Source organism: Mycobacterium sp. ABE4_509 (assembly GCF_056160785.1).
In genome coordinates this window covers 1-19322 of sequence record NZ_JBSWXU010000065.1, presented here as the reverse complement: position 1 = coordinate 19322, position 19322 = coordinate 1, and the positions used below count along the sequence as shown (strand labels likewise).

Genomic DNA, 19322 nt, shown 5'->3' with positions numbered 1-19322 from the left:
TGGCGTCACAAAATGGGCACGGCTGAAAAACGGTAGACAACTTCGTCCGGATTGTCTGTTTGTGTTGCGGGGATCGGGGTACGCTCGCGCAATGACGGATCGACCGGAGTCTCGCCCTCCGGGCCCCACGCTGAACAGCCGCCTGCAATGGTTGCTGAAGGCTGGCCCCGCCGACTACATGCTGGCTGCCAGCGTCGCCTCCGCGTCGTTACCGGTGATCGGCAAACACCTTGAACCGCTTGGTGTGCTGACCGCGATGGCGATCTGGGGAGGGCGTCACGCCCCCGATTTCATCGGCGCGACCGCCCGGTCGCTGACGGCGCCCAGCGACACCGAGCGCAAGCGCGCGGAACGGGACTGCACGAACGAGGTCACCGAGGCCGCGCTCAAGGGGCTGGTGTCGCCCAACGACCTGGACATCGACTGGCCGCTGCCGGAGCGCACCCCGCCGGTGTGGCGGATGCGCGAACACCTGCGCAGCGTGCACAAGACCTCGGTGCGCTACGGCCCGCGCCCCACCCAGCTGCTCGACGTGTGGCGCCGTGACGACCTTCCGGCCCAGCCCGCGCCGGTCCTGCTGTTCGTGCCCGGCGGGGCATGGGTGCACGGCAGCCGGATGCTGCAGGGCTACGCCCTGATGTCCCATCTGGCCCAGCAGGGCTGGGTGTGTCTGTCCATCGACTACCGCGTGGCACCGCACAACCGCTGGCCGGCGCACATCACCGATGTGAAGACCGCCATCGCGTGGGCCAGGGCCAACGTCGACAAGTTCGGCGGCGACCGCGATTTCGTCGCGGTGGCGGGATGTTCGGCCGGCGGCCACCTCGCCGCGCTGGCCGGGCTGACGCCCAACGATCCGGATATGCAGGACGAGCTGCCGGAAGGCTCCGACACCTCCGTCGATGCGGTGGTGGGAATCTACGGGCGCTACGACTGGGAGGACCGCTCCACCGTCGAGCGGGTCCGTTTTGTCGACTTCCTCGAGCGCGTCGTGGTCAAGCGCAAGATCGACAAGCACCCACACGTGTTCCGCGACGCGTCCCCGATCGCGCGGGTACACCCGGACGCCCCGCCGTTCCTGGTCGTGCACGGAACCGGCGACAGCGTGATCCCGGTGGCCCAGGCGCGCAGCTTCGTCGACCGGCTCAAAGAGGTGTCGCGCTCGGTGGTCGGCTACGTCGAACTGCCCGGCGCCGGCCACGGCTTCGACATGACCGACGGTGCGCGCACCGGCACCGCCTCGACCGCAATCGGCCTGTTCCTCAACCACATCCACCGAAACCGTAGCCTCATCGGGGCCAAAGAGGTTATATAGGACGCCTCCGAGGAGGTGTCGCGGTGAAAAGGCTTCGCGGGTGGGACGCGGTACTGCTGTACAGCGAAACCCCCAACGTGCACATGCACACGCTCAAGTTGGCGGTGATCGAGCTCGACGGTCTCGGCGACGCCCAGTTCGGTGTCGAACAGTTGCGCCAGGTCATCCATGGGCGGCTCTACAAACTCGACCCGTTCCGCTATGAGCTCATCGACATCCCGTTCAAGTTCCACCACCCGATGTGGCGGGAGAACGCCGAAGTCGACCTCGAATACCATGTCCGGCCGTGCCGGGTGGAAGCCCCCGGCGGGCGGCGTGAACTCGACGAGGCGGTCGGACGGCTGGCCAGCACCCCGCTGGATCGCAGCCGGCCACTGTGGGAGATGTACCTGATCGACGGCCTGGCAGGCGGGCGCATCGCGGTGCTCGGCAAGATCCACCACGCCCTCGCCGACGGCGTGGCCTCGGCGAACCTACTGGCCCGCGGAATGGATCTGCAGGAAGGTCTACAGGTCGACCGGGACTCCTACGCCACCGACCCCGCCCCGTCGCGGGGCGAGTTGGTGCGCACCGCCTTCACCGACCATCTCCGGCAGATCGCCAAGCTGCCCTCGGTCATGCGCTACACCGCGCAGGGGGTGCGGCGGGTGCGGCAGAGCCCGCACAAGCTGTCTCCGGAGCTGACCCGCCCCTTCACCCCGCCGCCGACGTTCATGAACCACATGATCGATGCGACGCGCCGGTTCGCGACCGCGACGCTGTCGCTCGACGACGTCAAACAGACCGGCAAGCATCTCGGCGTCACCATCAACGACATGGTGCTGTCGATCTCGGCCGGTGCGCTGCGGAAGATGTTGCTGCGCTACGACAACCGGTCCGACCACCCGCTGCTGGCCTCGGTTCCGGTCAGCTTCGACTTCTCCCCGGACCGGATCTCGGGCAACTACTTCACCGGCGTGCTGGTCAGCCTGCCGGTCGATGTCGAGGATCCGCTGAAGCGTGTCCAGGCCGCCCACGACGCCGCCGCGGCAGGCAAGGAGAGCAACACCCTGCTCGGACCGGAGCTGGTCAGCCAGTGGTCGTCGTACCTGCCGCCCGGCCCCGCGGAGGCGATGTTCCGGTGGTTGTCGAACAAGGACGGCCAGAACAAGGTGATGAACCTGCCCATCTCCAACGTGCCCGGTCCGCGCCAGCGGGCACGGGTGGGCGGTGCACTGGTGACCGAGATCTACTCGGTGGGGCCGCTGACCGCGGGCAGCGGCCTCAACATCACCGTGTGGAGCTATGTCGACCAGATCAACATCTCGGTGCTCTCCGACGGCACGACGCTCTCGGACCCCCACGAACTCACCGATGCGCTGGTCGAGGCGTTCATCGAGATCCGCAGCGCGGCAGGGCTGTCCACCGAGCTGACCGTGGTCGAATCCGCTATGGAAAACTGCTGAGCCGAAACGGCATTCCAGCAGGGGACTACTCGGCCTTCTGCTGCCTGGCTGCAGTCTCAGCGCCCGATCCCCGCGTCGCCGCCACCCAGGACAGGAACTCCTCCACGGCCTGGGCGGTGTAGTGAGCCCGGGGCGATCCGTAGTAGAAGTCGAACGCGTGCTGGGCGTGCGGGATCTCCGCGTACACCACCGGTGAGGTGGACACATCGCGCAGCGCGGCCGCGAACTCGCGTCCCTCGGCGACCGGGATGATCGAATCGTCCTGCCCGTGCAGGATGAAGAACGGTGGCGCATCGGCGCGCACCCGGTACAGCGGCGACGCGTCGACGTAGACCTGCCGGTGCCTGGCGATCGGCGTCTTGGTCACGAACTTCTGCAGGAACGCGATGAACTCCTTGCGGCCGCTGCCGAGTGCCGAAACCCAGTCGTAGCGCCCGTAGATCGGCACCGCAGCCACCACCGAGGTGTCGGCGTCCTCGAAACCCGGCTGGAATTGCGGGTCGTCGGCGGTGAGCGCGACCAGCGAGGACAGATGCCCCCCGGCCGAACCGCCGGTGATGGCCACGAAGTCCGGATCGCCGCCGTACTCGCCGATGCGTTCCTTGATCCAGGCAAGGGCCTGCTTGACGTCGACGATGTGGTCGGGCCAGGTGTGGCGCGGGCTGACCCGGTAGTCGATCGACACACACACCCAGCCGTGGTCGGCGAGGTGGCTCAGCAGCGGATAGGCCTGGGGCCGGCGCATGCCGATGGACCACGCGCCGCCGGGAACCTGGAGCAGCACCGGAGCTTTCCCGTCCCGGGGCAGGTCGGCGCGCCGCCAGATGTCGGCCATGTTGACCGCACCGTGCGGGCCGTACTGCACGGTGTCGAGCTTGCCCACGTACCGGCGCCGGATCACGTCGTTGGGTGGGACACCGACCCGGCGCCGCCGCGACGACTTGGCCTGCTCGGCGATCGCCTGGTAGTCCGCGCCGAGCGCTTCGCGCAGCGGATCCTCGAAATAGGGTTGGGAGGCGACGTTGCGGCGGTGGATCAGCCACAGCAGCACCCACGCGATGGCGGTGAGCAGGAACGCGATCCGGCCCCGCACACCGGAGAAGTCACCTCGCAGGCCACGGCGCAGTGCGTCGAGCAGCGAACCGCCCAGGTACAGCGGCGACATCTCCGAGGTCGGCCACCCGAACATGAACACCGGGATGGTGATGTAGCCCTCGCGCCCCAACGGGCGCAGGCCGTTGGCGGCGTTGAGCAACTCCACCACGGCGCGAAGCAGCGGTCGGGGTCTAACCATTCTGGGCGCGGTCCTGCAATTCCTTACGGGAGATCTTTCCGGTGATGCTACGGGGTAGCGCCTCGAGCACGGTGATCGCCCGCGGCACCTTGTAGTTGGCCAGGTGATCGCGCACGTGGGTCTTGAGGTCTTCCGGGGTGGCCGCCGCGCCGGGCGTCAGGACCACGAACGCCTCGAGGCGCTGACCGTATTTGTCGTCGTCGACGCCCAGCACCGCGGCCTCGGCGACGCCGGGGTGGCTGGCCAGCGTCTTCTCCACCTCGATCGGGTAGACGTTCTCACCGCCGGAGACGATCATCTCGTCGTCGCGGCCGACCACGAACAGCCGACCGGCGTCGTCGAGATAGCCGACATCGCCCGAGCGCATGAACCCGTCGTGGAACTGTTTGGTCTGCCCCGGCGAACCTTCGGTGTACCCGTCGAACTGCGTCGAGTTGCGCACGTAGATGCCGCCGACCTCGCCGGGCTGCAGCTCGCGCAGCTCATCGTCGAGGATCCGGATCTCGGTGCCCTCGGCCGGTCTGCCCGCGGTGTCGGGTGCCGCCCGCAGGTCGCGCGGGGTGGCCGTCGCGATCATGCCGGCCTCGGTGGCGTTGTAGTTGTTGTAGATGATGTCGCCGAAGCGATCCATGAACGAGATCACCACGTCGGGGCGCATCCGCGATCCCGATGCCGCGGCGAAGCGCAGCGAGCGCCCGTTGTAGCGGTCGAGGACCTCCTCGGGCAGGTCCATGATGCGGTCGAACATCACCGGCACCACGCACAGACCGGTGGCCCGGTGCCGGTCGACCAGTTCCAGGGTCGCCTCGGGGTCGAACTTGCGGCGGGTGATGATCGTGCACGACATCGACGCCGCGAACGCCAGCTGGGAGAAGCCCCAGGCGTGGAACATCGGCGCCACGATCACCACCGGCTGTTCGGCCCGCCACGGGGTCCGGTCCAGGATCGCCTTGAGCACACCGGGGTCCCCGCCGGAGTGGCTGGCTCCCTTGGGGGTTCCGGTCGTGCCAGAGGTCAGCAGGATCACCCGGGACTTGGCGGTGGCCCGGCGCGGTTCGCGCCCGTGGTGCTCGGCGATCAGCCGCTCGACGGTCGGGTACTGAGCCGGCCCGTCGGTCCACGCCACGATTCGCGCGGCATCCGGCCGGGCCTGCAATGCCCGGTCGACCACCTCGGTGAACTCCTGGTCGTAGATCACCGCGACGGACTTCCCGGCGCCTTCCCGGTCGAGGACCTCGGCCATCGCCGGCCCCGCGAACGACGTGTTCAACAGCAGGACGTCGGCCCCGATGCGGTTGGCTGCGATCAGCGCGTCGACGAACCCGCGGTGGTTGCGCGCCATCAATCCGATCACCTGGGGCTGCCCGCCGGGCAGGGCCTGCAGCGCGGCGGCCAGCGCGTCGGCGCGGCGGTCGATCTGGCGCCACGTCAGGATGCCCAGTTCGTCCACCAGTCCGGCACGGTCGCCGCAGCGCTGCGCGGCGGCGGCGAAACCGGAGGTGATGGCCATGTTCTCGCGCCGCATCGCATCCACGATGCGCAGGTACTTGTCGGGGCGCAGCGGCGCGATCACGCCGGCGCGCGCCATGGTGGACAGCAGGCCGAGGGGTTTGGTCAAGGGCTGAGTCAACTGGTCGAGGATGCCCATTCGTCAGCCCAGCACCGGCAGTCGGCGCTCGGAGGCCAGTTCGTCGAGAGCCCGCTGCATCACCTGCCGGACATGGGCGTCGACTTCGTCGATGTCGGGGTCCTCCCCGAACTGTTCGACGATGTCGATCGGCGGCAACGTCTGCATGGTGATCTTGGTCGGCAGCGGGACGTTGACCGGCAGCACCACCGACAACCCGAACGGGAAACCGAAGGACACCGGCAGGATCTTGGTCCGGAACGCCCGCGCGATCGGGCCGAGCGCCCGGGCGATCTCGGTGCCGCGGGTGAGGAACAGCTGGGCTTCCTGGCCGCCGATGGAGACGGTCGGCACGATGGGCACCCCGGAGTTCAGCGCCGCCTTCACATATCCGGTACGGCCGCTGAAGTCGATCTTGTTCGCGTGCAGCGTCGGGCGGTAGACGTCGTAGTCGCCGCCGGGGAAGACCACCACCACCCCGCCGGAGCGCAGTGCCTCGTCGGCGTTGTCGTGGTTGGCGGGGATGAAGCCGGTTTTCTTGAAGAACGTTGCCGACGGGCCGACCATCAGCATGTCGTGGGACAGCGTGTAGACCGGCCGGTCGTAGCCGAACTCCTCGTAGAAGCCGGAGGCGAACACCGGTACGTCCATCGCGAACAGCCCGCCCGAGTGGTTGGCCACCACCAGCGCGCCGCCGGCCGGGAAGCTGTCCAGGCCGCGCACCTCGGCCCGGTGGTAGCCCTTGAGGAAGGGGCGCAGCACGCCCATCACCCGTTCGGTGAGCGCCGGATCCCACTTTGTGATCTCGGACGGCGTGATCTCGGACGGCGTGATCTCGGTCGGCGTGCTGTCGGACGCGCTCATGGCCGGCTCCCTCGAAGGACAAGACGTCAGATTGGAACGTGTTCTAGTTTTGCTGAGTCTACCCACCCCGCGCAGCGGTCAACCGGGGGCTGCCACAGCCTCGGTTGGCATCCTGTCACCGCGCCGAGCCGAACAGGTGGCTTTGCCACCGAAACGCGACGCACCCCGTGGCCGTCGCGGTAGCTTGCTAGGTGCTATGGCGGAACCTGGTCGGGGATTCCGCCATAGCATGAAAATCCAGTTCTCCGGTTCGCGCACGGGGTGAGGAACCGAGATGGCCACCGTGTACTACACCGCTTCCAGTCTGGACGGCTACATCGTCGACGACCGCGAAGCGGGATCCGGCCTGGACTGGCTGACCTCACGCGCCATCGACCCCGGCGGCCCGTACGGAATCGAACCCTTCATGACCACCGTCGGCGCCCTGGTGATGGGGGCCGCCACCTACGAGTGGCTGCTGGCGAACCACCCCGGCGACTGGATGTACCCGCAGCCGTCCTGGGTGCTGACCCACCGGCCCGGCATCGTCGCCCCCGGCCATCCGGTGCAGACGTTCGACGGCGACGTCGCCGATCTGCACCCGGCGCTGGTGTCGGCGGCGGGCGGGCAGGACGTGTGGGTGGTGGGCGGCGGCGAGGTCGCGGCACAGTTCGCCGCCGCGGGGTTGATCGACGAGATGATCGTGTCCTACGCCCCGTGCTCCCTCGGGGCCGGCTCGCCGGTGCTGCCGGTCAGGTCGGAGTGGGCGCTGGCGGACTCGGCCGTCAACGGCGATTTCGTCTGCGTCCGGTGGCGCCGGAGCTGACCGCCGCCCTTGACGCCGAAATCCGACCTCTGCAGCGAAAAACGCGACTGAAGGTCTGCAGAAGCCGGATCTCGGCGTGCTAAGTCGCCGCGGGTGGTGATCAGCCGGCGGGGGTGTACCCGAACGGCAGCAGGATGCTCTTGGGTTCGCAGTACGCCGAGATGCCCTCGATGCCGTTCTCCCTGCCGATGCCGGAGTTCTTGAACCCGCCGAACGGCGCGCCGGGGTCGAACGCGTACATGTTCACCGCGTAGGTGCCGGTGCGGATCTTGCGGGCGATCTTGAGCGCCTTCTCGTTGTCGGTGGTGTACACCGAACCGGCCAGGCCGTAGACCGAGTCGTTGGCGATGCGCACCGCGTCGTCCTCGTCCTCGTACGGGATCACCGCCAGGACCGGACCGAAGATCTCCTCCTGGGCGATGGTCATCGAGTTGTCGACGTCGGCGAAGACGGTCGGCTGCACGAACCAGCCGCTGTCCAGGCCTTCGGGACGGCCGCCACCGGTGACCAGGCGGGCACCCTCCTCGACGCCCTTCTTGATGTATCCCTCCACGCGCTCACGTTGCTTTTCGCTGATCAGCGGGCCGATGGCGGCGCCTGGATCGTCGGGCAGACCCACCGGCATCGCGGCGACGGCCGCCGACAACTTCTCCACCACCTCGTCGTAGCGCGACCGCGGCGCCAGAATGCGGGTCTGCCCGACGCAGGCCTGTCCGCAGTTCATCAGCCCGGAGAACACCAGCATCGGCAGCGTCGAATCGAGGTCGGCGTCCTCGAGGATGATGGCCGCCGATTTCCCGCCGAGTTCGAGCGTGCAGGCCTTGAGCTGGTCGGCGGCGATCTTGCCGATCTCCTTGCCCACCGTCGAGGATCCGGTGAAGGTGAACTTGTCCAGGTTCGGGTTGGCCGTCAGCGCACGACCGGTCTCCGGACCACCCGGCACGATCGACAACACGCCTTCGGGCAGGCCGGCCTCGGCGAACATCTCCGCCATCGCGAACACCGACAGCGGCGTCTCGGCGGCCGGCTTCAACACCACGGTGCAGCCGGCCAGCAGCGCCGGACCCAGCTTGTTGGCGGCCAGGAAGAACGGCACGTTCCACGCGGTGACCGCACCGACCACGCCGATCGGCTCGCGCACCACCAGCGTCTGGCCGTAGATCCCGTCGCGGATCTCCTCCCAGGTGAACTTGTCCGCCGCTCCCGCGTAGAACTGGAAGCCCGACATCGCCGCCCCGTACTGCATCATGTCGACGATGGTGGCGGGCTGGCCGGTCTCGGCGGCCAGCAGGAACTTCAGCTCGTCACCGCGCTCCTCCATGATCTTGACCGCGCGGCCCAGGATCTCGGCGCGCTCGGCCGGCGACATCTGCGGCCACGGGCCCTCGTCGAACGCCTTGCGGGCCGCCGCGCACGCGGCGTCGACGTCGGCGGCCGAGGCCATCGGAACCTTGCCGACCAGTTCGCCGGTCGCGGGGGAGTGCACCTCGATGACTTCGGCGGTGGCCGGTTCGACCCACTTGCCGCCGATGAACAGCTTGTCCCAGGTGGTCTTGAACGTCGTGCTCTGTGTCATAAACGTCACAGTACCGATCGCGGCGCAAAACGAGAACCTGTTGCAGTCGGGCGATCAGCCGGGACGCAACACCAGTACCAGATTGCTCACCGTGAATTCCCTCAGGCCCGGCACCTTCATCAGCCCCCACGCCCATCGGGGGTGGTAGCGGGGAAATGCGGCGACCAGAGCCCCGGTGCCCGCGGCCCAGCGAAGCCCATCGGCCGCCGACACCGCGAACAACGACGAGCCGTAGTCGTTCTTGGGTCTGTGACCGTGTTTGCGGGCGTACCGGTCGGCCGCCCGCCGGCCACCCAGGTAGTGGGCCAGCCCCGTCTCGTGCCCCCCGAACGGTCCCAGCCAGACGGTGTAGGACAGCACCGCCAGCCCGCCGGGGCGGGTGACGCGCAGCATCTCCTCGCCCAGCCGCCACGGTTGCGGGACGTGTTCGGCGACGTTGGAGGACAGGCACACGTCGACGCTGCCGTCGGCGAACGGCAGCGCCATCCCCGAGGCCCGGACGGACATCCCGGCCCGGCGGTGGCTGCGCGGCGCCGCGGCGTGCATCTCGCGGGGCTCTGGTTCCACCCCGATGTAGCGCATCCCGGCCTCGGTGAACGCCGTCGCGAAATATCCCGGCCCGCCGCCGACGTCCAGGACGGTCGCGCCGAGGGGCGTCGTGGCGGTCTGCGCCGTCCACAGGTCGCTGACCAACGCGACGGTGTCGGCGGCCAGTGCGCCGTAGAACCGGTCCGGGTCGGTCTGTTCGAAACGGAACCGTCCGAGCAGGTGCAGGGACCGCGACAGCGTCGCGCGCCGTGCGAACAGATCGGTTGCCGTCATCGGGGACAACCTTAGGGAGGCGGTTAGTCTTGACGCGATGTCCGCCCCGCCCGTCCGCTCCGTGCTGCTGTTGTGCTGGCGCGACACCGGGCACCCGCAGGGCGGCGGCAGCGAGACCTATCTGCAGCGCATCGGCGCCCAGTTGGCCGCATCCGGAGTCCGGGTGACACTGCGGACCGCCCGCTACGGCGGAGCGCCACGGCGCGAGGTCGTCGACGGCGTCCGGGTCCAGCGTTCCGGGGGGCCGTACACGGTGTACATCTGGGCCGGTTTGGCCATGGTGGCCGCCCGCATCGGGCTGGGGCCGCTGCGGCGGGTACGCCCCGACGTCGTCGTCGACACCCAGAACGGCCTGCCGTTCTGCGCCCGGCTGGCCTACGGACAGCGGGTCGTCGTGCTGGTGCACCACTGCCACCGCGAACAGTGGCCGGTGGCCGGCCGGGTGCGGGGCCGCATCGGCTGGTTCGTCGAATCGCGCCTGTCGCCGTGGCTGCACCGCCGCAACCAGTACGTCACGGTGTCGCTGCCGTCGGCGCGGGATCTGGTCGAGCTCGGCACACCGGCCGGGCACATCGCGATCGTGCGCAACGGGGTCGACGCGGCTCCGGTCGACACGTTGAACGCGCAGCGCTCGCCCACCCCGCGGGTGGTTGTGCTGTCCCGGCTGGTGCCGCACAAGCAGATCGAGGACGCCCTGGATGCGGTCGCCCGGCTGCGGGCGCGGGTGCCGGACGTGCACCTCGACGTGCTGGGCGGGGGCTGGTGGGCGCAGCCGCTGGTCGACCGTGCCCGCCAACTCGGGATCTCGGACGCCGTGACGTTCCACGGCCATGTCGACGACGCCGCCAAACACGCGGTGCTGCAACGCAGCTGGGTGCACGTCCTGCCGTCCCGCAAGGAAGGCTGGGGGCTGGCGGTGGTGGAGGCCGCCCAGCACGGGGTTCCGACCATCGGGTACCGGTCCTCGGGCGGGCTGACGGACTCGATCGTCGACGGTGTGACCGGTCTGCTCGTCGACGACGGCGACGGCCTGGTCGACGGCCTGCACCGGCTGTTGTGTGATCGGGTGCTGCGCGAACAGCTGGGCGCCAAAGCCCAGGTGCGCAGCGGTGAGTTCTCCTGGCGGCAGAGTGCCGACGCGATGCTGGATGTGCTCGGGTCGGTGCACGCAGGACGTCTCACCGCCGGCATGGTCTGATCACCGGGGCGTTCACAACGAGTGCGGGTGCCGACCCATTCACATGGGAACACATCGCCGGTTATGGCAGACATGAGCTCATATCGTCATTAACATAGTGACCATGGTCAGCGTGTTGCGCCGGATCTTCGACTACGAGATGACCATCGCCGAATGGATAGGTCTGGCGATCCTGGTGCACATCCCGCATTTCGTGCTCGGTGTCGTCTGGACCCTGACCCATCCCGAACACCTCGCCGGTGTGCACGGACTCGAGAAGGTGGCAGCACTGGTGGGAGGCATCGCGTTCTGGCCGGTGCTGCTGGTCGCCAGCGCGTGCCCGGCATGACCGGCACCCGCATCGAGATCACCCGGCGCACGGCACGCTGGAACGACGGCCCCGTCAGTGCCGGCGACGCGATGGATTTCTGGTCGTTCGCCGCCGGCGCGGCCAACGTGGTGATGCAGTTGTCGCGCCCGGGTGTCGGTCACGGTGTGGTCGAGAGCAAGGTCGAGTCCGGCAGCCTGATGAAACACCCGTGGAAGCGGGCCCGCACCACGTTCCAGTACCTGGCGGTCGCGGTGTTCGGTTCCGACGACGACCGCGCGGCCTACCGCGAAGCGGTCAACGGTGCGCACCGGCAGGTGCAGTCCGGCCCGTCGAGCCCGGTGCGCTACAACGCATTCGATCGGGACCTGCAGATGTGGGTGGCGGCCTGCCTGTTCGTCGGCCTGGAGGACACCTATCAGCTGCTGCGCGGTGAGATGACCGCCGAGCAGGCCGAGCAGTTCTACCGTTCGGCCTGGCCGTTGGGCACCACGCTGCAGGTGACCGACGACCAGTGGCCGCCCACCCGGGCGGATTTCGACCGTTACTGGGATGACGCCTGCGGGCAGGTCAGCGTCGACGACGTGGTACGTGCGTACCTGCTCGACCTGATCAACCTCCGGATGATCAATCCACTTCTGGGGCTGCCTTTTCGGCCGCTGCTGAAATTCCTCACCACCGGCTTTCTGGCGCCGGTGTTCCGTGATGCGCTCGGCCTTCGGTGGGGGCCCGTGCGGCAGCAGCTGTTCGAGCGGCTGTTCCTGTTCGTGGCGTTCGGCAACCGGTTTCTGCCCGGCTTCATCCGCCAGGGCGGCAGTCACCTCCTGCTCGCCGACGTCCGGATGCGCGTGCGCCGCCAGCACCGGCTGGTCTGAGGGAGAGGTTGCAGGGTCGATGGGCATCAGGACGACCACCCGCCGGGCACTGAGCCGGCGGGTCAGCGTGGCCGACATGTCCGAGTTCGGGCTGTGGCTCGGAATTCCCTACGTGATCATCGGGTTGGTGTTCGCGTTCTTCCACATCGAACAGGTCCGCCACATCGAATCGTTGGTCAGCCCCATTCTGCCGGCCGGCGGCGAGATGGCCGGCTATCTGCTGGTCGCGGGCTTGTGGCCGGCTTTCCTGCTGTTGCCCGCGGTGTGCGGGGTCTGACCCGGCCGCCGGCGGGCGGCCAACATCGCCACCAGGCCGGCAGCCAGTTGTGCCAGCCAGACCCCGTGTGCGGCCAGCATCAGCGTCCGGTGTTGTGCGGCAGGGCTGTTCCCGCCCACCGCGTAGACGGTGATGTCGGCGTCGCGGTAGGCCTGCGGCAGCGCCAGCGGTTCGCTGCCGGATCCTTCGGACTCCTCGACGACCACCCAGCGCACCCCGGCCTGCGCCAGCTGATCGGCGTCGGCCCCGCCGAGCAGCAACCGCTGCACCTGGCGGGCTCGAGTCCCCTCGCCCGGGATGAGCTCGCCGGCGATGACGAGATCGCCGGTGCTGAGCACGTCGGCACGCACCCACCGCGGTAGCGGGTCGAGCACCGGAGCGTCGCCGGCCCAAGCGAACCGGCGCATGCTGTCGACCGGCAGCACCGCGACGGGTCCGGGGTCGCGGTCGATCAGCGCCGCCGCAGCCGGCCAGCCGGCCGGGTAGCGCACCGGGGCCAGCCGGCCCCCGACTCCCCACGCCAGGTCCGGCAGCGTCGCCACCACCGCCGCAGCACACACCGCCGCCGTCGCCACGGCGGGAATCCGCGGTCGCAGCGTGATTGCGGTTGCCGCACCGGCCAACGTGTACGCCGGCATCGCGAGAGCCACCCACTTCTGGCTGTCGCGCAGCACCCCCAGCCCGGGTGCCACCCGGATCGCGGATTCGAGGAGGGCCAGACCGGGACCGGTCGCCAGCAGCGCCGGCACCACGACCGCGGCGACGGCGATGACCAGCAGTGGCGTTGCGACCCTCCGGCGCGCCAGCAGCGGCACCCCCACTGCGACGACGGCCAGCAGCACCGCAGTCGCCAGCACCGCGAAAGCGGTTGTCCGGGAGGGTGGTACCGCCTCTGCGTTCCAGATGCCGCCGAGGCCGGCAAGGCTGCCCAGGGTTCCCAGGCCAGGTTCGGCGCGCGCCGCGAACGCTGTCACCCCGGTCTCCTGGGCGGCGGTCTGCGTCGCCCATCCGGGTGCCACCAGCGTGGCCACCAGCCAGGGCAGGGCAGCCCCGAGAGCTGCGGCCGCGCTCAGCGCCGCGCAGAACAGCCGGGACCGCCCCCCGCCGCGTGCCGTCGAACAGGCCAGGGCCACCACGGCGGCCAGCATCAGCCCCGTCGGGGTCAGCCCGGCCAGCGCGATCCAGAACACCAGCGCCCCCACCTCGCCGAAACGGCATTCCGGCAGGCGTCGTCTCGCACTTTCGCTGCCGGAATGCCACTTCGGCGGAGCCGAAAGAGTTGGCCCGGTCGGCGGCGAAGCCAGCGGAGCCGAAGGCGCTCGCAGGGAGAGCACGGTCAGCGCGACCCAGGGCAGGCAGCCGTAGCCCACCAGCAGGCTCCAGTGGCCCTGCAGGAGCCGCTCGGCGACGTACGGATTCCAGATCGCCACCGTGACCGCCGCACATTGAGAGGCCACACCGGCGTCGGGCAGGACGAACCGCACCAGCCGCGCGGCACCGTAACCGGCCAGCCACAGCCCGAGGACGAGCAGTGCCTTGACCACCACCCCGCCGTCGACCAGCTTGGAGGCCAAAGCCACGGCGAAGTCCTGCGGCAACGCGCGCGGGGCGGCCTGGGTCAACCCCAGCGCGGCGTCGGTCAGGTAGGACTGCGGCGTCGACACCGCATCACGGAGCAGCAGATAGCCCGGTGACAGCAACGGCCCGGTCACCGCCAGGGTCAGCGCCAGCGCGTAGGCCGGCGGAACGAACCGGCTGATCAGCCCGGTCTGTCCGGGGGCAGGTCCGACGGGCGCTGCGCGGGCAGCTTCTCGGTCTTGGCCTCGGCGCCCGGAACGGGCTCGCCCTCGTCGTCGCGGTGACCGAAGAACCGGCCGCCGGTGTCGTCGAGGCCCGGGTCGATCAGCAGTGACTCCGCGCGCAGGCTGAACACGCCCAGCAGCGCTCCGCCGACCAGCGCGATCAAGCCCAGCGCGGTGAACGTGATCGGCAGGATGCGGCCCCACAGCGCGAGCCGGTCGCGCTCATCGCGCGCCGCGGCGACCTGAGACTCGACCGATTCCTCGTTGGTGGTCACGGTGTAGTCGACGAACGTGACCTCGGGCTGCAACGCCTCGCGGGCGTAGTAGTGATAGCCGCGGTCGGTCTGCTTGACGATGGTTCCCGACACCGGATCGACCCAGAAAGTGCGCTGCGCGGCGTAGTACCGCGACATCGTGATCTGTTCCTCGGGGTCCTCGGCCTCGATTCCCCACAGCCGTGCCGGCGCCGTCACCCTGGCGTCGGCCTCGTCGTCGTAGAGCGAGGCATAGGGGACCGGGTCGGCCAGCTCGCCGTCGGCGTCGAACCCGACGTTCTGGGTGAACCGGTAGGCCGTCAGCCCGTTGACGTCCTCTTCGCCGTCGTAGTTGGCGTCGAAGGCCTTCTGGGCGATCGGGTCGAAGAACGGATAGGTCTTCTTCTCCGTCTCGAACGGGAAACGGTAGGCCAGCCCGTCGTGGGGCAGCGCGATGTTGGTGGGCGGCTCCTCGTCCTCGATGGCGCGCGGCTTCTGCACTGCGCCGCCGGGATTGCTGTCACTGGACACCGCCATCGCGGTCTCGCGGTTGAGCGTCACGGTGTCGACCATCGCGAGCAGCAAGCCGTTTTCCTGCTGCTGGTCGGTGCGCCGCAGCGAGCTGCCGACCTGCAGGGTCACCACGTCCTCGTTCGACGGGGACTCCACCGTGATCTGCTCCTGCAATACCAGCGGAACATCCTCGCTGACCACGAACTGGTCGCCGAGGAGCGACGCGGGATCGAACGCGGTACCCCTGCCGTCGCTGACCAATGTGGTGTCGATGTCCAGCGGGATCTTGGAGATGTTGCTCTTGGTATAGGTGGACAGCAGCAACGCGGCGATGAGCAGCGCGGCCCCCAGGCCCATGATTGCGCACGCGGCGACCCTCAGCGCAACTGCGCGGTTCAATACCGTGTCTCCCTTCGCGTACCGCCACCAGCCCGGACCTGGGCAGTGGCGGCAAAACTCGTTCGACCCTAACAGTCCACCTTAAGGTCGGCGCTTACTACGAGCCGTTCCCGGCGGACCCGGGGCCGCGGGGGGTTGACTACCCGTTTTCGCCGCGCCCGAGCGACCCGGGCACACTGTTGTTCGTGACCGCACCCGTGACGCCGACGGACGCCGATCCCGGCGGTTCCGGGGACGCCGTCGGGGGGACGCGCGGCTTCCTGCCGGCCGTGGAGGGACTGCGCGCCTGCGCGGCGGTCGGTGTCGTCGTCACCCATGTGGCATTCCAGACCGGCCACACCACCGGGATGACCGGGCGGCTGCTCGGCCGCTTCGACCTGGCGGTGGCCGTGTTCTTCGCGCTGTCGGGATTCCTGCTGTGGCGCGGGCACGCCGCCGCCGCACGCGGTCTGCGTGACCGGCCGAGGACCGGACACTATCTGCGGTCGCGCATCGTCCGGATCATGCCCGGCTACCTGGTCGCGGTGGTGGTGATCCTGACGCTGCTGCCCGACGCGCAGGCCGACCTGACCGTGTGGCTGGCCAACCTGACGCTCACCCAGATCTACGTCCCGCTGACGCTGACCGCCGGTCTCACCCAGATGTGGAGCCTGTCGGTGGAGATGAGCTTCTACCTGGTGCTGCCGCTGCTGGCGCTGCTGGCCCGCAGGGTGCCGGTGCGGGCCCGGATCCCGGTCATCCTGGCCACCGCGGCGGCCAGCCTGCTGTGGGTGCACATCCCGTTCGACGGCGGATCTGGTCACAACCTGTGGAACTGGCCGCCGGCCTTCTTCTCCTGGTTCGCCGCGGGCATGGTGCTGGCCGAACTGACCGTCACCAAGGTGGGCTGGCCGCACCGGCTGGCCCGGCACCGGATCCTGATGGCGCTGATCGCGGCCACCGCGTTCGTCGTCGCGGCGTCGCCGCTGGCGGGTCGGGAAGGGCTGCACCCGGGTTCGATCGGGCAGGTGACGCTGAAGACGGCGATGGGGGCGATCCTGGCCTGCGCGCTGCTGGCGCCGCTGGTGCTGGACCGCCCCGACACCTCACACCGGTTGCTGGGCAGCGACACGATGGTGACGCTGGGCCGCTGGTCCTACGGGCTGTTCGTGTGGCATCTCGCTGCGCTGGCCATGGTGTTCCCGATGATCGGGGAGTTCGCGTTCAACGGGCACTTCACCGTGGTGCTGGTGCTCACGGTGGTGTTCGGCTTCGCGATCGCGGCGGTCAGCTACGGGTTGATCGAGTCGCCGTGCCGCAACGCGTTGCGCCGCTGGGAGCGGCGCAACGACCCGACGCCGCTGGACAGCAGCGTCACCGAACAGATCGAGCCCGCCGTCGCGCGCTGACCGCGTGGCGCCGACCGGCGTCGGTCAGTGGTCGTGGTCGGCGTGGGTGTCGAGCAGCGGCTGTGCGGGCGGGTCCGGCGCGGGCGCCGGAGCCGGTCCCGGTGGTGTTCCGAGTGGCATGGCGATGTCAGGCTGCGGTGCCGGGTGGGTGCTGTGGTGCTCGCCGGCATGGCCGGTGTCCGATCCGTGCTGGCCGGTTTCCGCGCCGGCCGACGGATGGTGGCCGTGCTGCAGACCCGAGGCGACGCCGACGGTGGACGCCAACGACACGACCCCCACCGCGCCGAGCAGCACCACCGAGTGCGCAAAAGCGGGTATCGGCGCGGCGTGACGACCGCGGTACCAGACCCAGCCGGCGCCCATCACGACGTAGATCTGGAGCAGCAGCGCGCACAGGTCGGCCGCCTGGATGAGCTCGGGTTCGCCGGCGTGTGGGCCGGCCGGTGCTCCTGCGGTGCGCGACAGCGCCCACAGCGCGATGGCCCCGGCGTTGAGCAGGATTCCCGCGGCCAGCACCGCCGGGGTGCCCCGGATCAGCACTGCGGCCGCCCAGGTCAGCTGAAACAACGCGACGCCGACGAAGAACAGGCCGGCGGGCATCCATTCGTGCCAGTGCGCCGGGGCGACGGCGACGTGGATGACCGCGGCCCCGAGCGAGGCGAGAGCGGCGAAACGAGCGGCGAGCCGGATGTCCGTCGTCGCTGACCGGGATGTCACCCGACTGATGATGGCCAGTCGCGGACGGGAGAACAACTGTGTGACACCACTCCTCAACCCGAATGAGACGCCGCCGTCACCCGCCGCGCCTAACCCGATTCCGCGGCCCGCCGCGAGATCACCTCGTCGCGGACCGCCGACCTGCGTGCCTTGCCCGCATCGTCGCGCAGCGGCCGGTCGGTGAACTCCACCGAGCGCGGCAGTTTGTAGGACGCGAGGCGCTCGGAGAGGAAGACACGGACGGCGTCCTCGGTCAGCTCCGCCCCGGGGGTCGCCTGCACGATGACGTGTGGAACCTGGCCCAGATCACCGGAGTTCGGGTCGGGCAGCCCGACTGCCAAGCTGGACAACACCTCTGGATGCTCGGCCAGCGCCGACTCGATCTCGGCGGGATAGACGTTGCGGCCGCCCACGGTGAACATGTCGACCCTGCGGTCGCTGAGATAGAAGTAGCGCTGGTCGCCGACGTCGACGTACCAGCCCAGGTCGCCCAGGGAGTCCCAGCCGTCCCGGCTGTTGGCCGCACTACCGATGTAGCGGTAGGTGGGTCGGGCACCCGGCGCCGGGCGCATGTAGATCTCGCCGGGCACCCCGGGCGGGCACTCCCGTCCGTGTTCGTCGAGCACCTTCATCTCGCCTGCGACGACCACCCCGACCGACCCCGGATGGGCCAGCCACTGCTCGCCGGAGATGAATGTCAGCGCCTGTAATTCGGTGCCGCCGTAGAGCTCCCATACAACTTCGGGGCCCAGCAGCTCGATCCAGGCGTGTTTGACCGCAGGAGGGCACGGCGCGGCCAGATGCCAGAAGCGCCGGATCGAGGACAGATCGTAGGCGCCCGGATCCGAGCGGTACGCCGGAAGCAGCCGCTGCATGATGGTCGGGACGGTGGTCAGGAACGTCACCCGGTGTTCGGTGACCAGACGCAGGAACTCGTGCGGTTCGAAACGCGGCATCACCACCAGGTGGTGGCCCTGCAGCAGGCCGATCGCGAACGTGGTGAAACCGGTGTTGTGGCTCAACGGAACCGAGACCAGGGTGACGTCGCCGGGCTCCGCGCCCAGCGGTGAGCCGATGGCGGCCGGGATCCTGCTGTCACCTCCGGCCTCGATGAGCTTGGGGCGCCCGGTGCTGCCCCCCGAGGCCATCGATTTCCACACCGGAGACACCGCCTCGGGCAGCGGGTCGGCGGCGAAACCGGCCGCGACGTCGGTGCCGACGTGCGCGGTGCGGCCGGTCGGGTCTTCTCGGCCGACCAGCAGTGCGGGCCGGCGCAGCTCCAGCAGCGCCGCCAGTTCGGCGTCGGGCAGCCGCGCCGACAACGGTTGCGGGGTCGCGCCGAGCTTCCAGCAGGCCAGCACCGCGTACACCCAGTCCAGCGAATTGGGCAGCACGATCGTGACGTAGTCGCCGACGCCGACGCCCAGCGACGCGAAGGCCCGGGCGAGGCGGTTGGTCGTCGCGTCGAGTTCGGCCCGGGTGACGGTGACGCCGGCGCACGTCACCGCCGCGGCGTCAGGGTCCTGCGCGGCCAGCCCCGATACCTGGGTGCCGATCGGGGGGACGGGTGTCGGGGCGATCATGGTCTCCATCTTGGCCGGAAGCCCCGGGCTCATGGCCGGATTCGGCGAGGTCCTCGCCGCCCGGGGTGCGCGGGTGCATCGGCACCGCAACGGAAACGGCGACGGCGATCACCGAAAGCAGCGCCAGCAGCTGCACCCCGGCGGAGTGTCCGACGTAGCCGTCCACCGAGCGCCACGGATTCTGGCTCAGCACCGCGCCGGCCAGGATGAGGCCGCCCGCCGCGGTGCCGGTCAGCGCGCGGCGCCAGAGCCGCTCGCGCC

Annotated in this window: 18 protein-coding genes; 8 read left to right on the top strand and 10 right to left on the bottom strand. The window is 69.5% G+C overall.

Translation table 11 applies throughout. The annotated features are described in order from the left end of the window. Positions 1-91 precede the first annotated feature (91 nt). Positions 92-1315 (top strand): alpha/beta hydrolase fold domain-containing protein, encoded by a 1224-nt coding sequence (locus ACXAID_RS15245; RefSeq protein WP_475023049.1) that lies wholly within the window; start codon positions 92-94, stop codon positions 1313-1315. 23 nt (positions 1316-1338) lie between these two features. Next, positions 1339-2760, top strand: coding sequence for a WS/DGAT/MGAT family O-acyltransferase (locus ACXAID_RS15240; protein ID WP_475023048.1), 1422 nt, complete (start codon positions 1339-1341; stop codon positions 2758-2760). 25 nt (positions 2761-2785) lie between these two features. On the opposite strand, the gene ACXAID_RS15235 is transcribed toward ACXAID_RS15240, so the two are convergent. Genes ACXAID_RS15235 through ACXAID_RS15225 form a run of 3 tightly spaced genes read right to left on the bottom strand, consistent with a single transcriptional unit; the run spans position 2786 to position 6545 of the window. Then, complete coding sequence (locus ACXAID_RS15235; RefSeq protein WP_475023047.1) at positions 2786-4054, bottom strand: alpha/beta hydrolase; 1269 nt, start codon at positions 4052-4054, stop codon at positions 2786-2788. Next, the gene (gene fadD12 / locus ACXAID_RS15230) at positions 4047-5702 is read right to left on the bottom strand and encodes an acyl-CoA ligase FadD12 (RefSeq protein WP_475023046.1); all 1656 of its coding nucleotides are present in this window, start codon (positions 5700-5702) and stop codon (positions 4047-4049) included. The genes ACXAID_RS15235 and fadD12 overlap by 8 nt, the downstream gene beginning before the upstream one ends. 3 nt (positions 5703-5705) lie before the next feature. Continuing rightward, a complete protein-coding gene (locus ACXAID_RS15225) occupies positions 5706-6545 on the bottom strand; it encodes a 1-acyl-sn-glycerol-3-phosphate acyltransferase (RefSeq protein ID WP_475023045.1) in 840 nt (279 codons plus the stop codon). Between the two features lie 274 nt (positions 6546-6819). Here ACXAID_RS15225 and ACXAID_RS15220 point away from each other — a divergent pair, with 274 nt between their 5' ends. Continuing rightward, on the top strand, positions 6820-7350 hold the full coding sequence (locus ACXAID_RS15220; RefSeq protein WP_475023044.1) for a dihydrofolate reductase family protein: 531 nt from the start codon (positions 6820-6822) through the stop codon (positions 7348-7350). Positions 7351-7450: 100 nt separating this feature from the next. Here the strand turns inward: ACXAID_RS15220 and ACXAID_RS15215 are convergent, their stop codons facing one another. Further along, positions 7451-8926, bottom strand: coding sequence for an aldehyde dehydrogenase (locus ACXAID_RS15215; RefSeq protein WP_475023043.1), 1476 nt, complete (start codon positions 8924-8926; stop codon positions 7451-7453). Between the two features lie 54 nt (positions 8927-8980). After that, positions 8981-9748, bottom strand: coding sequence for a class I SAM-dependent methyltransferase (locus ACXAID_RS15210; RefSeq protein ID WP_475023042.1), 768 nt, complete (start codon positions 9746-9748; stop codon positions 8981-8983). Positions 9749-9785: 37 nt separating this feature from the next. Here ACXAID_RS15210 and ACXAID_RS15205 point away from each other — a divergent pair, with 37 nt between their 5' ends. From ACXAID_RS15205 to ACXAID_RS15190, 4 genes are all read left to right on the top strand, one after another. Continuing rightward, on the top strand, positions 9786-10946 hold the full coding sequence (locus ACXAID_RS15205; RefSeq protein ID WP_475023041.1) for a glycosyltransferase family 4 protein: 1161 nt from the start codon (positions 9786-9788) through the stop codon (positions 10944-10946). Between the two features lie 103 nt (positions 10947-11049). Next, positions 11050-11274: a hypothetical protein gene (locus ACXAID_RS15200; protein WP_475023040.1), complete on the top strand. Its 225-nt coding sequence runs from the start codon at positions 11050-11052 to the stop codon at positions 11272-11274. Next, entirely contained in the window at positions 11271-12128 is an 858-nt protein-coding gene (locus tag ACXAID_RS15195) for an oxygenase MpaB family protein (protein ID WP_475023039.1), read from the top strand. The genes ACXAID_RS15200 and ACXAID_RS15195 overlap by 4 nt, the downstream gene beginning before the upstream one ends. 19 nt (positions 12129-12147) lie before the next feature. Beyond that, positions 12148-12405: a hypothetical protein gene (locus tag ACXAID_RS15190; RefSeq protein ID WP_475023038.1), complete on the top strand. Its 258-nt coding sequence runs from the start codon at positions 12148-12150 to the stop codon at positions 12403-12405. Here the strand turns inward: ACXAID_RS15190 and ACXAID_RS15185 are convergent. Further along, positions 12342-14117 carry an MmpA family trehalose lipid delivery protein gene (locus tag ACXAID_RS15185; protein WP_475023037.1) on the bottom strand — a complete coding sequence of 592 codons (1776 nt, stop codon included), beginning with the start codon at positions 14115-14117 and terminating at the stop codon, positions 12342-12344. The two genes, ACXAID_RS15190 and ACXAID_RS15185, sit on opposite strands and share 64 nt — an antisense overlap. 47 nt (positions 14118-14164) lie before the next feature. Next, on the bottom strand, positions 14165-15373 hold the full coding sequence (pgfA, locus tag ACXAID_RS15180; protein ID WP_475023036.1) for a cell envelope lipid trafficking protein PgfA: 1209 nt from the start codon (positions 15371-15373) through the stop codon (positions 14165-14167). A 185-nt stretch (positions 15374-15558) separates the two neighbouring features. On the opposite strand from pgfA, the gene ACXAID_RS15175 reads away from it, so the two are divergent. Then, positions 15559-16761: an acyltransferase family protein gene (locus tag ACXAID_RS15175; protein ID WP_475023035.1), complete on the top strand. Its 1203-nt coding sequence runs from the start codon at positions 15559-15561 to the stop codon at positions 16759-16761. Between the two features lie 24 nt (positions 16762-16785). Here the strand turns inward: ACXAID_RS15175 and ACXAID_RS15170 are convergent, their stop codons facing one another. The 3 genes from ACXAID_RS15170 to ACXAID_RS15160 all read right to left on the bottom strand — a co-directional run. Then, the gene (locus tag ACXAID_RS15170) at positions 16786-17478 is read right to left on the bottom strand and encodes a hypothetical protein (protein ID WP_475023034.1); all 693 of its coding nucleotides are present in this window, start codon (positions 17476-17478) and stop codon (positions 16786-16788) included. A gap of 89 nt (positions 17479-17567) precedes the next feature. Continuing rightward, the gene (locus ACXAID_RS15165) at positions 17568-19061 is read right to left on the bottom strand and encodes an AMP-binding protein (protein ID WP_475023033.1); all 1494 of its coding nucleotides are present in this window, start codon (positions 19059-19061) and stop codon (positions 17568-17570) included. After that, positions 18994-19322: hypothetical protein (locus tag ACXAID_RS15160; protein WP_475023032.1), on the bottom strand; the 329-nt coding region annotated here is incomplete at its 5' end. The genes ACXAID_RS15160 and ACXAID_RS15165, both read right to left, overlap by 68 nt.